The organism is Mesorhizobium sp. XAP4, assembly GCF_029269325.1.
GTDB classification, from domain to species: Bacteria; Pseudomonadota; Alphaproteobacteria; order Rhizobiales; family Rhizobiaceae; genus Mesorhizobium; species Mesorhizobium ciceri.
In genome coordinates this window covers 370,224-385,103 of the sequence record NZ_JARIXW010000001.1, presented here as the reverse complement: position 1 = coordinate 385,103, position 14,880 = coordinate 370,224, and the positions used below count along the sequence as shown (strand labels likewise).

Annotated in this window: 16 protein-coding genes; 3 read left to right on the top strand and 13 right to left on the bottom strand. The window is 63.2% G+C overall.

Going from position 1 to position 14,880, the window contains the following annotated elements:
• Positions 1–22 precede the first annotated feature (22 nt).
• Complete coding sequence (locus tag P3C39_RS01930) at positions 23–781, bottom strand: SDR family oxidoreductase (RefSeq protein WP_275952544.1); 759 nt, start codon at positions 779–781, stop codon at positions 23–25.
• A 208-nt stretch (positions 782–989) separates the two neighbouring features.
• The gene (locus P3C39_RS01925; RefSeq protein ID WP_275952543.1) at positions 990–2,051 is read right to left on the bottom strand and encodes a hypothetical protein; all 1,062 of its coding nucleotides are present in this window, start codon (positions 2,049–2,051) and stop codon (positions 990–992) included.
• Between the two features lie 74 nt (positions 2,052–2,125).
• Here P3C39_RS01925 and P3C39_RS01920 point away from each other — a divergent pair, with 74 nt between their 5' ends.
• Positions 2,126–3,328, top strand: a complete 1,203-nt coding sequence (locus P3C39_RS01920; RefSeq protein ID WP_275952542.1) for a cytochrome P450 — start codon at positions 2,126–2,128, stop codon at positions 3,326–3,328.
• 71 nt (positions 3,329–3,399) lie between these two features.
• On the opposite strand, the gene P3C39_RS01915 is transcribed toward P3C39_RS01920, so the two are convergent.
• From P3C39_RS01915 to P3C39_RS01900, 4 genes are all read right to left on the bottom strand, one after another.
• Positions 3,400–4,983: a GH3 auxin-responsive promoter family protein gene (locus tag P3C39_RS01915; RefSeq protein WP_275952541.1), complete on the bottom strand. Its 1,584-nt coding sequence runs from the start codon at positions 4,981–4,983 to the stop codon at positions 3,400–3,402.
• Complete coding sequence (locus P3C39_RS01910) at positions 4,973–5,656, bottom strand: hypothetical protein (protein ID WP_156949269.1); 684 nt, start codon at positions 5,654–5,656, stop codon at positions 4,973–4,975. The genes P3C39_RS01915 and P3C39_RS01910 overlap by 11 nt, the downstream gene beginning before the upstream one ends.
• Positions 5,657–6,051: 395 nt before the next feature.
• Positions 6,052–6,249, bottom strand: a complete 198-nt coding sequence (locus tag P3C39_RS01905) for a hypothetical protein (RefSeq protein WP_013530509.1) — start codon at positions 6,247–6,249, stop codon at positions 6,052–6,054.
• Between the two features lie 120 nt (positions 6,250–6,369).
• Positions 6,370–6,603 carry a hypothetical protein gene (locus P3C39_RS01900; protein WP_013530508.1) on the bottom strand — a complete coding sequence of 78 codons (234 nt, stop codon included), beginning with the start codon at positions 6,601–6,603 and terminating at the stop codon, positions 6,370–6,372.
• A 203-nt stretch (positions 6,604–6,806) separates the two neighbouring features.
• Here P3C39_RS01900 and P3C39_RS01895 point away from each other — a divergent pair, with 203 nt between their 5' ends.
• Positions 6,807–7,796 carry a Gfo/Idh/MocA family oxidoreductase gene (locus tag P3C39_RS01895; protein ID WP_275952540.1) on the top strand — a complete coding sequence of 330 codons (990 nt, stop codon included), beginning with the start codon at positions 6,807–6,809 and terminating at the stop codon, positions 7,794–7,796.
• Positions 7,797–7,885: 89 nt separating this feature from the next.
• On the opposite strand, the gene P3C39_RS01890 is transcribed toward P3C39_RS01895, so the two are convergent.
• Positions 7,886–8,161 carry a hypothetical protein gene (locus P3C39_RS01890; protein ID WP_013530503.1) on the bottom strand — a complete coding sequence of 92 codons (276 nt, stop codon included), beginning with the start codon at positions 8,159–8,161 and terminating at the stop codon, positions 7,886–7,888.
• Between the two features lie 143 nt (positions 8,162–8,304).
• Here P3C39_RS01890 and P3C39_RS01885 point away from each other — a divergent pair, with 143 nt between their 5' ends.
• A complete protein-coding gene (locus P3C39_RS01885; protein ID WP_275952539.1) occupies positions 8,305–10,329 on the top strand; it encodes an amidase in 2,025 nt (674 codons plus the stop codon).
• Between the two features lie 10 nt (positions 10,330–10,339).
• Here P3C39_RS01885 and P3C39_RS01880 read toward each other — a convergent pair whose 3' ends face one another.
• The 6 genes from P3C39_RS01880 to P3C39_RS01855 all read right to left on the bottom strand — a co-directional run bounded on the left by P3C39_RS01880 (position 10,340) and on the right by P3C39_RS01855 (position 14,876).
• On the bottom strand, positions 10,340–10,753 hold the full coding sequence (locus P3C39_RS01880) for a hypothetical protein (protein ID WP_063168681.1): 414 nt from the start codon (positions 10,751–10,753) through the stop codon (positions 10,340–10,342).
• 94 nt (positions 10,754–10,847) lie between these two features.
• Entirely contained in the window at positions 10,848–11,225 is a 378-nt protein-coding gene (locus P3C39_RS01875; RefSeq protein WP_224674977.1) for a hypothetical protein, read from the bottom strand.
• A 26-nt stretch (positions 11,226–11,251) separates the two neighbouring features.
• Positions 11,252–11,899: a ThuA domain-containing protein gene (locus tag P3C39_RS01870; protein WP_013530499.1), complete on the bottom strand. Its 648-nt coding sequence runs from the start codon at positions 11,897–11,899 to the stop codon at positions 11,252–11,254.
• Positions 11,900–11,940: 41 nt separating this feature from the next.
• A complete protein-coding gene (locus P3C39_RS01865; protein ID WP_224675031.1) occupies positions 11,941–12,963 on the bottom strand; it encodes an LLM class flavin-dependent oxidoreductase in 1,023 nt (340 codons plus the stop codon).
• A gap of 69 nt (positions 12,964–13,032) precedes the next feature.
• Complete coding sequence (locus P3C39_RS01860; protein ID WP_275952538.1) at positions 13,033–13,920, bottom strand: ABC transporter permease; 888 nt, start codon at positions 13,918–13,920, stop codon at positions 13,033–13,035.
• Complete coding sequence (locus P3C39_RS01855; RefSeq protein ID WP_275952537.1) at positions 13,917–14,876, bottom strand: ABC transporter permease; 960 nt, start codon at positions 14,874–14,876, stop codon at positions 13,917–13,919. The genes P3C39_RS01860 and P3C39_RS01855 overlap by 4 nt, the downstream gene beginning before the upstream one ends.
• Between the last annotated feature and the right edge of the window lie 4 nt (positions 14,877–14,880).

The window sequence follows — 14,880 nt, the reverse complement described above, 5'->3', positions numbered from 1 at the left end:
TCCACGGCAGGATCTCGTTCGCTCAAGCCGCAGCCCCCTCCATCACGGTTACGCCCGCGTCGCCATTGAGGCCGAAGACGATGCCCTCCGCATATTGCGGGTCTTCCAGCACGGAAACCACCCTGTCGCCGAAGGTCCGGGGCGGCATCGGCGCACCGAAGCGGGTGACGAATTGTTCGGGCGTGATGCCCATGGATCCGGAATAGGCGCCGGCCGCCGCATCGCCTGTTCCGGTGCCGAGGATCATCTGCCGCGGCACGATCGCCTGAAAGCGGATGCCGAGCTTCTTCTCCAGCGAAACGCCATTGGCGTACTTCGCCATGAACCACAGCATGCGCTTGGCGCCGCCATAGCCCCCCGACAACTGCGACCCGGTGACGGCGGCACCGCTCGATCCCACCAGAACACGGCTGCCCGGCTTGAGCGGCAGGTTGAGCGCCGCCTGCAGCCAGCATAGCCCGGCCTTGACGTCGGTTTCCCAGGCGATTGAAAAATCTTCCCAGCTCAGTTGGTCCAACCGGCCCATCCGGGGCGTGGCACCAGCATTCAGGACCACGACGTCAGGACGAACCTCGCTAAGAATGCGATAGGCCGCGCCCTCCTCCGCAACGTCGGCGCGGATAGTGGCGACCCCAAGCCGCGCACCGACCGCATCCAGCGCCTCGACGCCACGGGCAACGACGGTCACGCTGGCGCCCTGTTCGACCAGCGCCTCGACCAATCCGAGGCCAAGCCCACGGCTGCCACCGGTGACCACGATTTCTTTATTCCTGAGGCTCATCGACCCTGCTCCTTAGCTTCACTGTAGCTAAGACGTTTGAGGGTCGGAAAAAGAGCCAAGGTTTGGCGAGGCGCGCTGTCGCGGCGACGATCCGCGACATGCCGGCAATGTTGGCGATAGGGCGGAAGAAGCATGATGCCGCGCCGCGTGGGCAGTGGAGCGATTAGGGGCTGCATTGCATTAAATGTGAAGCCCAATTGCGCTCATGTCACCCCCAGCCAAACAGCCGCGCCAGCCGCTTCTTGAGCGGTCGCAGGGACAGGCGCCGACGCCGGGAGAATCCCGCAATCCTCTGCCGCACCGCATGCATGGCATCGGCGTGGATGGCATCGACGCTCATGGTACCGTTGCCGAGTAAAAGGTCGGGGCCCGAGACCGGGCGCATGATGCCACGCAGAGCCCGCTCGTGCATCTCGGCGTAGCGGCTGTAATCCACCCCCGCGTCCCAGCCAGGCGGCCGCGTCAGAACGGACGGGTTATTATTGATTTCGAAGGTCTGGACCTGGCCGTCGACGATGCCGTAATCGATGCGCCCATAGTCGATGCCGGCCAGGGCGAAGACACGCCCGATCTGCTCGGCATGCGGATTGTCGTCCACGTAAGCGCGGCTTTCGGCCCTATCGGCTTCGGTGAAGCGGGTGCTCGGAAACTTGATGTACCAGTTCTCATTGATGAAGCAGTGCTGCGGATAGACGGTTGGGCCGACCTTGTAAGCCGAGTATTTGCGGAACCGCCCATCGGCCGAGGGAGCCGCGCCGTATTCGACGATCATCAGGTCCGGGTCTTGACGGACATGGCCCGGCAGACGGGCAATCGCTGCTTCCAGCGCATCCGCGGCGTCGATCAGCCCGGTCAGCGGCGGCTCATGCTGGCTTTCCCAGCGCACGAAAACTGGAAAGCGGCGTACGGACTTGCGCTCACCCAGCCGATGCACATCGAAATGGTTGAGGCCCGCGGCCTTCAGGCGTTTCAGCAAGTCAAAGCGACTTGGCACGATTGCTGGATCGTTGAGCAGCAACAGGCCTGGATTGAGCGAGGCGATGCGCTCATGAAGTGAGACCGCCGCCTGCAATTGCGCCGGCGCCAGCCGTTCAAAATCCGTAAAGACGAAGGTGCCCGGAGAGAGGGGCCCGAGCCTCGCGGCCAGCTCGTAGGGAATGATCCGAACAAGATCACCAAGCCCATGCTGGTAATAGCCAAGCAGTACGCCCATCGTGTAAGCGTGTTGGCGTGTGCAGAAATAGTAGATCGGCCCCTGATTGTTGGTCATGGCCGGGCGTCGATATCCTGGCATGCATGACACACGACTGTCTTAGCCGACAAGATTGGACTTCCCCCAACGCAATGCATACCGAATTCCCCTCCAATGCTCTGTTCAAATCCGGCCGGCATCCCTGGCAAGTGATTCGCGCCGGTGCTTTCGAAGGTGCCACGGACACCTATGCTATCCACGATGAAATGCGACGGCACGCTCCGGTCTGGCAGGCGCCGTGGGGCGATGTCTATCTCACCGGCTACGATCTCGTTTCGAGCAGCCTCGCAAATCGCAAGCTTTCGCACGTGCCGCCGGCCGATGTAATGGCGGATTCGGATTCCGCGATCCGCGACTGGCTGATCTATCAGGAGGGCAGCGCTCACGCCGCCCTGCGCCAGGCCCTGCAGCAGCCCTTTGTCGGCAAGGGCATGCCGGCTTTGCGTCTCATTGTAGCTGAAACGATCGAAGACCTCATGGGCGATTCCGGCTTGTCCGGGACGACCGAAGTCGTGGCCGCCTTCACGCGCGCCGTGCCCGAACGTGTCATCTGCCGCCTGCTTGGCGTACCGGACCAGGACATGCCGATGGTCCGGGCATGGTCGGGTTCGATCCGCGCCCTTCTCGACACTGGTTTCGATGATGCGTTCGGCGGCGCCAACTCCGCCGACGAGATGTCCTGCTACTTCGTCGAGCATCTGCGCCATCTGCTTGCCGCTGGGCGAATGCCGCCGCTGCTGACCGGGCTGGCCGGCCTCGTCGATGCGTTGGGGCTGACGGCTGCCGGTCGCAACATCGCCTTCCTGGCCTTCGCCGGCCACGAGACCACGGTGCACCTCATCGGCAACATGCTGTTCCATCTTGCTCACCAGCCCGCCCAGTGGGCGGCCCTGCGGGCCGACCGCCGGCTTGCTGCCAGTGCCGTTGCCGAAACTCTGCGGCTGGAAAGCCCGGTGCAGAAGATCTGCCGCTGGCCGCTCGAGCCTGTAATCATCGGCGGCCAGGAAATCGAAAAGAACCGGCTGATGGTGCTGCTTGTCGGCGCTGCCAACCGCGACCCGGCCCAGTTTGCCGACGCATCGCGTTTCGACCTCGGCCGGGCCGGCAGGCAGAACCTGGCCTTCGGCCGGGGCGCGCATGTCTGCATCGGCAGGGCGCTGGCCGAAATGGAAGGTGTCGCGGTGCTGGAAGCCGCACTCACCCACTGGAGAGCCATCGAGCCTGTTGCTGCACGTTGGATGGACAATTCCTCGATCCGCGGCCTGGATGCGCTGGCGTTGCGGCTGACAGCCTGACCGGATGGTCGCTTGTCCGGTTTTCATGCCTTTGCGCGACCCATTTCCGCGACACGGGATGCCGCATCATCCTAAGCGTCCTCCTTGTCCGCCCCGAGCGCCGCGAGAAGCGCTGCGTCCGATCGAGTGAGCAGAACCGGCGCCTTCATTCCGGCAATGCTCGTGCCGCCCTTCATGCGGTGGCGCTTCAGCCTGCCATAGAGGTCGTCCACGCCGGTCGTCCGCAGCGGCCCCAACTGGCCGATGCGGCGGGCATACTCATATTGCGGGTTGGCCTTGAGCGCATGGTCGAGGCCACCGCCAAGCACCTCAACGGCCGGCCCCGGACCGGTCTCGACGAAAAGCCGGTAGTGCGGGTGCGGCGTCGCGACCGCCACCAGCAGCGAATAGGTACGATGATCGAGACCGGCCTCGGCCAGCGACCGCACGACAAAGGCTTCCGTGAGCTTTTCGCCACAGAGATCGGACACCATGCCGATACGCCCGCTGAAACGCAGGCGCGGCGTGTCGCCGGTGAACCCGGTGACTTCGACCATGTCTTGCGTATCGTAGCGATAGAGGCCGGAGCCGGTGGTCACGATAAGCCGGTAGGTCAGGCCTGCCTCCAACTGCCACGCGAAATAGCTGGCACCGCTGTCATCGACAAATTCAAAAAACCCGCTTTGCGATGCCAGGATGCACCCGGACCCGTCGCCATAGGGAAATGAAACGGCAGCTTCGGTAGACATCAGCCCTTTGGACTGGATGAAGACATGCCGAAATTGCGCCTGCAATGCGGCGGCAAAGCCACTGCTGGAAGCGTCTGTCCAGCAGCTGATCGTGTCGAGGCGAGGCCAGATCGCCGACAGCTGCGAACTTCCAAGCGCGCCCTCCAGCGCAGCAATGCGGCGGCGCACCACGTCCGCCGGCCGCACGGCGCCCAGCCTGTCCGCGAGCTCCGGCAACAGGCTCTCGGCATCGCGCTGCATCGCGCGCAGGATTTCGGTGAGATAGGTCGGGCTCCAGACCCAGATCAGGCTCAGATCCTCGGCCGCCAGCAGGTGCAGGCAGGTCTGCCTTTGCCACTCGGCGAAATCGCTGAGCAGCCTCAAATCCATCGGCACCGCCGAAACTTGGATCAGGCTGTCGCGCAAGGCGCCGAAATAAGCAAAAGGAACGGGACTGCCCAACCTGCGCGCACCGACGCGCTCGCTTGCGCCGCGGCCTACCGGGCTTAGCGCGAAATAGCTGTGCCCTTGCGCAACGCCCGGCCGGCGCCGTATCAGTTCCGACATCCAGGGATAGAGACAATCGGTGTAGGCCTGCAGGCCCGTGTCGGTATAAGGGATGTATTTCGCGCCACCGGAACTGCCGCCGGTTTGCTCGATAAACCGGACCGGCTCGGCAGTCAGCACATTTTCCTCTCCGGCGACGACACGATTGATGTATGGCGACAAGGCCTCGTAGCCGCGGATCGGCACGAGATCGCGAAAGGACTCGGCCGAAGCGACGTTGGCGAAGTTGTGGTCACCACCAAACACAGTCGCAGGATTGGCTTCTAGGAGCCGCCGCAAGAGGGAGCGCTGCGTGGCCTCAAGTTGATCGAGCCGCGCCCGAAAACCGGCATCCCCGGCAGCGGTCGCGCCGGCAATCCGTGCCCAGGCTTCAGCGCCCATCTTGCAGCCCTTCGGCGAAACTCGCGGCGGCGTAGCGCTTCAGATTGCCGAGTTCGAATTCCGCGAGGCAGGCAAGTTCGACACCTCGGAAGTAGAAGGGATTGGCCTGGAGAAAGAAGGCGGCAAAACGGTTGCGGAATGCTGTTTCCTCGACATCTGCCCACTGTTCCCGCAAGTGGCCTTGCGACAGGCCGAAGTCTATCAGTCCGGTCGACGGCTCGAATTGACGCCCGTATCGGGCAGTTGCGATGGCATCGCGGATCGTCTGCAGGCGGGCCGAAACCGGACCATCGACGGCTGGAACGAAGTCGCAGAAAAAATTGGGGAGAATGCGGAACGTCCTATGCCCTCCGATGATGGAGAACCAGAACAACCGGCCCGCCACCCCGGCCTTGGCGGCGCCGGCCGCGCGAAAGAAACCGCGCAGCAACACGGGGTCGCCCCAACGCGCGGAATGGAGAACAGTATCGCCGGAGAAGAGATAGTGAACAGTCTCCCCGCCGACGGTCTGTGGTCTGACAAGGTAAGTCGAAAAGCCGATTATCTCCCGGTCGCACCGGATGATCACGACAGCATCCTTTTCAGCGAGATCACGTTCGAAGACATTGCGATCGACTGCCTCGTAGTAGGTCTCATACAAGGCAAACATCCGGTCGCGCTCGGCAGGCGTCAATTCCCGCACCGGCGTCGTTGTCGAGCCAATGGAACCGATTTCATCCGCAGTAGTTCGCACGCAATCTTGCCGCCCATGTCAGACCCCAACAATCGAATATCAGTCATGGGCTCAGTAGTTCAACCCGCACCAACCCGAATCTTTACGAGCATTTGTCTCGGCATTCGGGGTGATGGTCCACCCGACCCTGTCGGTCAAAGCGGCCGCATTGGCCGCCGTGGCATAGTGCATTGGACGGCGGCCGGCGATCACACTGCCGGTCGCCCGCGAAATTGTTCGACCGCTACTCTCGGCTTTGGTCAGCTATCTTCATCGGAAGTCCAAAGCTGCCTGTCCGAGGCTGCCGGCGATGAAAGCGCTGCCGGTCCATGCTGCGGCATCCCAGCCGGATATGTTCAGAAGTCGAGAGCGACCATCATGCCGCGGACTTCGGCCATTTCCAGCAGCAGGTCTTGGAGTCTTTCGTCGAGTGCGGCACCGGTCAGCGCCAGAAGCTCGGTGACGCTCTCTCTCATCGATATGACGGCGGCGCCTGTCTTCTCGGCGAGCAGCCGTCCGATGGCAGCTCGGATCAGGTCGTCCTGATCAGACATTGCTTCACCTCCCAACGCACTGCAACCTCCCCTTGCTTTCCATGCCTCACCGCCGCTTTCGACAACAGGGCGTGATTTCCCATACCGTATGATTTTTGATGCGACATCGGGCAGCTTTGCTCATGCCAGCAGATCGTCTCGATGAGCCCGCCAGTCGTTCAACACCGACAATGAGGGCAGGAGCGAAAAATGGCCGGGCTGGACCGTTTCAACCGCTGCAAGCAGTGCCAGAGGCACTTCGTGCCGATAAAGCCCAATGCACACGCCCCCTTTGGCCGTTGCCGGCAATTCCGTGACGGTGTCGAAAATCGAAAACGTACCCGTTGGCTCTTCCACGATTTCGAAACGCCCCACCCCAAACCTCCCTCTGCACAAAAGTAGCGACCAACGCGGACATCCCCCTAGTGGTTCCCTAGGCCGGCAGTTTTTTTCGCGCCTTGGTTGTAGCGCATGCCGGCAGGACAGTCATGCCCGCAGGGCGCGCAGTCAAAAATCGCTACGCACATTTTAAATCTTGACGCGTGTAAATTTTTTATAAAACATGCGCAACCGTCGGCATGGGCGTGTACGACGTGTCGCCCAGCCTGGTGGCGCTGTGCACCTCGCAACACCCGACGGCAAGAACCTTCGAGACGGCCGAGGCGCTAATAGCGTCACCCGACATCGACGCGGTGTTCGTGCTGTCATCCGACGACACCCACAGCCGCTTCGTGCACGCGGCGATTGCCACCAACAAGCACATCCTGCTGGAAAAGCCCGCCTGTCTGACGGTGCGCGAGATCGACGATCTGCTGGCGCTGATGCCGGACTACGACAAGACCCTGTTCGTCGGCTATATGCGCCGCTACGCGCCGGCATATCTGGCCGCCAGGGACGAGCTGCCGGCCTTCGCCGACATCACCCATGTCCGCATCTTCGACCTGATCTCGGAGGGCCGGCATTTCCTCAAGAAGAGCCAGAACGTCCTCTATCCCAAGGACATAGACCCGGCCCTGCTGGCGCGTGGCGCCAAGGAGCGCGACGCGCTGATCCGCGAAGTCGTCGGTGCCGACGCGCCGGCCGACCTGGTGCGCGCCTATCGCGGGCTGACGGCGCTTTCCTCGCACCACATTTCGGCGATGCGCGGGCTGATCGGCGAGCCGGCGCGCGTGCTGGCCGCGCACCGCACCAATGGCGGCGCCAACACATCGGTCACCTTCGACTATGGCCATTTCGCTTGTCTCTACGACGCGGTGGTCGACGATCTCGGCCTGTTCGACGCAATGATCGAGGTGCGCTCCAACACCAGGCGCGTGCGCATCATCTACGACACGCCCTACATCCGCAGCCTGCCGACGCGGCTGGAGGTCACCGATGCCGGCCCGCTCGGCCCGGTGACGAAAGCCTTCGGCCCTCTCTACGGCGATGCTTTCTCGAATGAACTCGAGATTTTCCACCGCCACATCGCCGAAGGAACAAAGCCGCTGACCGACCTCGCCGATTCCCGCCGCGACCTGGCGCTGATGGCCGAAATCATCGAGCGTATGAAGGAGAGCGGCCAGCGTTGAGGCGCTCCCTACTGCCCTACTGCCGCCCTACTGCCGCCCTACTGCCGCCCTACTGCCCTACTGCCCTACTGCCCTACTGCCCTACTGCCTTATTTCCCGCAGTGATGATCGTTGATCTTGTTCAATGCATTCGCGTCGGGTCCAACGCGATGGTAGGAGCACGCGCCAGCCGCCGTCGTCACCAACTGCTGATCGTAGTAGTGCGGGCCGCCGAACAGGATATCGATGAGATCGCCTTCGGCGGGAACGTAGCGTTCGGAGTGGACCCGGCGGTCGTGATGCCGGTCGCCAGCCAAGGCCGGGGCGCAAAGACTCGCGCCCGTAGCAACCGCGAGAGCTAGGATCGCAACGCATTTCGTGGTCATCGGCACACCCTTCTGGCCATTCCGGAATCGCACCATACATCCAAAACCGCCAGCCGGACAAAAGTTCCGAGAAGACCGCGATAGGCTCTTGCCGAAGCCTGCGGCCTCGCTCATCCATGGTGCGTGGAAATGTGGGATCCGTGATGACCGACGCCAGCCTTCACCTCGTCGAAGCGACGATCGACCAACTGCGCCGCGCGCTCGATGACGGCACCGTCACCAGCGTCGAACTGGTCGGGGCGTATCTCAGGCGCATCGCGCATTTCGACCGGCACGGCATCAGCCTCAATGCCGTCCCAGTGCTCAACCCTGACATGTTTGAGCAGGCGGCGGCCTCCGACCAGCGGCGCCGCAACGGCGCCGTGCTCGGACCGCTCGACGGCATCCCCTACACCGCCAAGGACAGCTACAAGGTTGCAGGCCTGACGGTGGCCGCCGGCTCGCCGGCCTTCGAGCATCTCATTGCCAATGAGGATGCCTTCACCATAGCCCGGCTGCGCGCCGGCGGTGCGGTGCTGATCGGGCTGACCAACATGCCGCCAATGGCCAATGGCGGCATGCAGCGCGGCGTCTATGGCCGCGCCGAAAGTCCGTACAATGGCGATTATCTCACCGCCGCCTTCGCATCGGGTTCGTCCAATGGCTCCGGCACGGCGACAGCGGCCAGCTTCTGCGCCTTCGGGCTTGGCGAGGAAACCTGGTCGTCCGGCCGCGCGCCGGCCACCAACAATGCGCTGGTCGCCTACACGCCGTCGCGCGGCGTCATTTCTGTGCGGGGCAACTGGCCCCTGGTGCCGACCATGGATGTCGTCGTGCCGCATACGCGCAGCGTGCTCGACATGCTCGAACTGCTCGATGTGATCGTTTCCGACGATCCCGAGGCGCGAGGCGATTTCTGGCGCGCGCAGCCTTGGGTCAAGCTGCCGAAAAGCTCCGATGTGCGGCCGCCCCGTTATACCGATCTCGCACTGGCGGGGTCGTTGAAAGGCAAGCGGCTCGGCGTGCCCAGAATGTATATCGGCCGCGACAGCGAGGCCGATGCGCCGATCGAAACCCGCGCCTCGGTGCTTGCCCTGTGGCAACAGGCAGCGGCCGATCTCAAGCGGCTTGGCGCCGAGGTGATCGAGGTCGATTTCCCCGTCGTCTCCAACTACGAGCGCGACCGCCCCGGGGCGCGCACCATGGTCGAGCGCGGGCTGGTGCCGCAGGACTTCGCCGAGCGCGAACTCTGGGATCTCAGCATCTGGGGCTGGGACGACTTTTTGCGCGCCAATGCCGACCCGGCCGTGCCCGATCTCGTCTCCGTCGACGGCCCAAAGATCTTCCCGCAGCCGCCCGGCACGCTGCCCGACCGCTATGAGGGCGGCTTCGATCTGAGAGAATATGTGGAACGGGCCCGGTCCGGCGTCACGCCGTTCGCAGACATTCCAACGCTGGAAGACGGACTGAAGGGCCTCGAAGCAACAAGGCGGATCGATTTCGAGGTCTGGCTGGACGGCCAAGACATCGACGCCGTGGTGCTGCCCGCCGCCGCCGATGTCGGACCGGCCGATGCAGACATCGACGAGGCATCCGCCGCCCTTGCCTGGCGCAATGGCACCTGGGTCGCCAACGGCAATCTGGTCTGGCGCCATTTCGGCATCCCGACCGTCACCGTGCCGATGGGAACCATGGCCGATATCGGCATGCCGGTCGGCCTGACCTTCGCCGGTAAGGCCTATGACGACGAAAGGCTGCTGCGCATGGCCGGCGACTACGAACAGTCGACCCGGCGCCGCACCCTGCCCCCACGCACGCCGGAACTGACTGAAGATGTATTTTCCCGGCGGCCCACGCAAACCGGTAACGGCAAGGCACCTCCGCTCGTCATTGCGCTTGCCGCCGAGACGCGCACGACCGGCGATCAGGACGAGATCACCATCACCCTCGACCTGCCGATCGACGCCGAGGCGGAACACGCCAGCGTCAAGGTGCATGTCAACGGCGAGCCTGTCGCCATCCAGCGAAGCGGAGCGCGCTGCTGTGGACAGGCATTGGTTCCGGCCGCAGAGCACCAGCGGTTCCACAGCGTCTGGCGTGGCTCGTATGGCTCGATCGTGACGGCTATTGTGCGGCTGGAGGATGGGCGCAGCGCCGGCGCCTATCTGGTTACGGGCGGGATTGGATGAACGCCAGCAGCTAGGAAGGCAGCGAAGTCAGCCATTCTTCCCAAAATTCCTGCTGCATATGGACGAAAACCGGAACCACGTCGACGCCATCATCAAATATGTCGACCAGATCGCTCTCTTGCGGAAATTGCCCCGTCTTCACCTTGCAGGCTATCAATCCGCGACTTTTCTCCATCACGGTATTTTCCGGATAAACATTGGCGCTTGCTCCGTAACAGAAGGGTAGCAGGCCATCGACTTCGAGTGCCTGACGGATTTGGAACAGAGCCTCGAAAAAGTCTTCCTCTTCTGCCTCGATCACCTTGTCCCGATAACTGCATTTCAGATTGCAGGCAGCGCCGTTCACGTGCAGCGTGAACACGGCTTGCTCGTCGTCACCAACGGAACCTGCTCCGATCAGAAAAACAGTACGCTGATGGTCCATCTCATCCCCCTCGCCATGTGACGGGATGGTAGTACGACAACGGCCGCTTTCCAGCATGGCAGGGATTGGGACGCGGCCGCACTCCCTGCCGTCGTCATCCGCTGGCCGAGCGTCCCGCCGCAAAGGCAAGGTCCCGCCGAATGACATCCCGCTTGTCTTGCGACAGACCGGCAAGCAGCTTTTCATCGAGGCAGCCTGCTCGGATGAGATGAGTGAAGACATAAAGGAGCTGCGAATAGCGGTAGTCGAACGTCCGATCGATATCCCGCCGCTGTTCACGCAAATAGGCTTCCAGCTCCCACATCTGGGAGGGAACCGTCACCGCACTGGCCTTGCTCTTGAATTCGGCCATCGTCTTTGCGAGGGCCGCCTCAAGAGCCTTATCGAAGGCGTGGCGGGCGAGCTTCTTTTCGGAAGCGGACCAACTGGAATCGTTCATTGGATATCTCCGTAGATTTCCTGTGAATTCCATCAGATTTTCACGAACTTCGCCTGCTTCTACCCCCGCGCCGCCCAAAGCAAACCCCGCTCCACCATCAGCGCCATTTCCGGCACCGCGAACTCATCCGCCGTGTGACCAAGGGAACTGTAGAAAACCTTCCCCGCCCCATAGCGCCGTTTCCAGACGACCGGCATGACAACGCCGCCTATCCCCGGAAAATGCGCGTCGGTGAAGGTGGTGGTCGCCAGCACCTCATTGCTTGGGTCGACATGCATGTAATATTGCTCCGACCGGTAGGCGAAATCGCTGATGCCTTTTGTGATCGGATCGTCCGGCCGGGTGATCGCGACAGTGTAGTCGATGATGTTGCCGGGATGCGCCACCCATTGGCCGCCGGTCATGAACTGATAGTCGGGCTCATTGCGGAAACTGTCGCCCATCGTCCCGTGGAAACCGCCGAGCCCGCTTCCCCCGCGAACCGCAAGCGTCAGGTTCTGCAACTCGGCCTTTTCGATCGTCGACATCGTGATGACGGGCACGATGAGATCGAAGGAAGCAAGCTCCGGACCAGCGAACATCGCCGTGCCTTCGCCGAGCGTGACGTCGAAGCCGTTTCGCTCAAGCAAGGTGCGAACGAGCTTCGCGCTCTGCTCCGGCGTATGGCCCTCCCAGCCGCCCCAGGCGATCAAGGCCTTCTTTGGCATTGTGTACCTCCCTGGAAAACTCGGCCCTGATCGATCCGGCGTCAGCGCCAGCCCAGCGCTGGAGCGACATGGGTCAGGATCGCCTCGATGACATGCGCATTGTAGTCGACGCCGAGCTGGTTCGGAACGGTGAGCAGCAGCGTATCGGCTTCGGCGATCGCCTCGTCCTGCGCCAATTCCTTGATCAGCACATCCGGCTCGGCCGCGTAGCTGCGCCCGAAAATCGCCTTGGTGTTCTCCTCGATGAAGCCGATCTGGTCGCGGCTCTCATTGCCGCGGCCGAAATAGGCGCGGTCGCGATCGTCGACCAGCGCGAAGATGCTGCGGCTGACCGAGACGCGCGGCTCGCGCTTGTGGCCGGCTGCCTTCCAGGCCTCGCGATAGATGCGGATCTGCTCGGCCTGCTGGATGTGGAACGGCTTGCCGCTCTCGTCGAATTTGAGCGTCGAGCTCTGCAGGTTCATGCCGAGCCTGGCTGCCCATTCCGACGTGGCGTTGGTGGCCGCACCCCACCAGATCCGCTCGCGCAGACCCTCCGAATGCGGCTCGAGGCGCAAGAGGCCGGGCGGATTGGGGAACATCGGCCGCGGATTGGGTTGGGCGAACCCCTCGCCCCGCAGCGTCTCGAGGAAGACCTCGGCATGATGCCGCGCCATGTCGGCGTCGCTTTTGCCTTCCGGCGGCGCGTAGCCGAAATGGCGCCAGCCATCGATCACCTGCTCGGGCGAGCCACGGCTGATGCCGAGTTGCAGGCGCCCGCCGGCGATGATGTCGGCGGCACCGGCATCCTCGGCCATGTAGAGCGGGTTCTCGTAGCGCATGTCGATGACCGCGGTGCCGATCTCGATGCGGCTGGTCTTGGCGCCGACTGCCGCCAGCAGCGGGAACGGCGAAGCGAGCTGGCGGGCGAAATGATGCACGCGGAAATAGGCGCCATCCGCGCCCAGTTGCTCGGCGGCGACGGCGAGGTCGATGGATTGCAAAAGCGCGTCCGAAGCCGAGCGCACTTGCGATTGCGACGAGGGCGTCCAGTGCCCGAACGACAGGAAACCGATTTTCTTCATAGTCATGCGATATAAGGATGCGCGTCAGGCTTCAATGCAAAAGAGATTTTTTGGCGCCCGGATCAAGGCTCATGCATCGCTATTCTCGAAGGCGCCAATGCCTTGTGCGATCAGGTTGGTCGCCATCACCAGCGAGACGATTGCCCCGGAATTGAAGACGACGACCCACCATTTTCCGCCGGTCAGGAAGCCATAGCCGTCGGCGACGGCCAGTCCCCAGTCGGCCGATGGCGGCTGAATGCCGAGGCCGAGAAAGCTCAGCGTCGCGATCGAGAAGAACGCGTAGCCCAGCCTTGTGACGAGCTCGATGAGGATCGTTTCCCTGATGTTGGGCAGGATCTCCAGGAACATGATGGCGAGCGCGCCCTCGCCGCCGAGGCGCCCGGCGCTGACATAGTCGCGCTGCTTCTGCTCACGCACGGCGGCGCGAACGGTGCGCGCCACCAGCGGCGCGTAGGCGATGCCGATCACCAGGATGACGGTCAGGTTCGACGGGCCGATCGCCACCAGCGTCATGGTGACGAGAACGATGAACGGAAACGCCATCAGCGTATCGAGCAGCCGCGCGCCGATGGCATCAGTGAGGCCCTCGAAATAGCCGAGCACCAGGCCGATGATGCTGCCGGCGGCAACCCCGGCCAGCGTCGCCAGCGGCGCAACCAGCAGGATGTCGCGCGAACCGACGATGATGCGGGACAGCACATCGCGGCCGAGCTGATCGGTCCCGAACCAGTGCAGCGCATCGGGCGGCGTCAGCGTCGCCAGGAAATCCTCGGCATAGGGATCGTAGGGAACGAAGAGGTTGCCTGCTATGGCGCAAGCGACCCAGAACAAAAGCAGCAGCAATCCGACCACGACCGACGGCGGCAATCCGGCGAAAGCACTGCGAATCCGGCGCATTGTCGAAAAGCCCGCCACGGCGCGCTGCGGTGCGGGAAACTCGGCCAGATCCGTCATGGCGAGGTCCGGCGGCGTTGCCGCGGATCGAGCAGCGCCAGCAAGAGGTCGCCGGCCGCCGCCGACAGCACGAAGATGGCCGCCATCACCAATACGCCTGCCTCCAGCATCGGGAAATCACGGGCCTTGGCCGCGTTCAGGACCAGATTGCCAAGTCCCTGGATGCCGAACAACGCCTCGATCACCACCAGCCCACCCAGCATGTATCCGGTCTGCGTCGCCAGCACCGCGACGGTCGGCGTCAGCGCATTGCGCAGCACGTGCCGAAAGATGATCTCGCGCCGCTCGAGCCCTTTCAGGACGGCGGTGCGCGTGTAATCGGCGGCGATCGCCTCGATCACGCCTGCTCGCGTCATCCGGGCGATATAGCCGGAAAGGTTCAGCACCAGCGGCAGCGCCGGCAGGATCAGATAATAGCCATGCGTCCAGAAGCCCGCGCCATCGGGCGCAACGCCGGAGATCGGGAACCAGTTCAGCCACAGGCCGAAAACGATGAGCAGCATCAGGCCGGAAACGAAATCAGGCACAATGCCGAAGGAGACGCCCGCCATCACGATCAGCCGGTCGATGAGGCGGCCGGCATTGAGACCGGCGATGACGCCGGCACCAACGCCGAGCGGAACGAGGAAGAGCAAAATAATCCCGGCAAGCGCCGCGGAGCGCTTGAGGCTTTCCAGCACGAAGGGCGCCACCGGCCCGCGCATCGACAGCGAGGTGCCGAAGTCACCGGTGACCGCTTTGCTGAACCAGAGCCAATACTGGACGAGAACCGGTTGGTCGGCGCCTAGCCGCTTGTTCAGTTCCGCCACCGCTTGCGCGTCGGCAAAAGGCCCGAGCATGACACGGCCCACATCGCCGGGCAGGACCTGCCCGGCGAAGAACACCAGAATGCTGACCAGCCACAGGGTGAGGACAAGTGTGCCCACACGCGTTGACAGAATGCGACCGGTCAGCATGTCG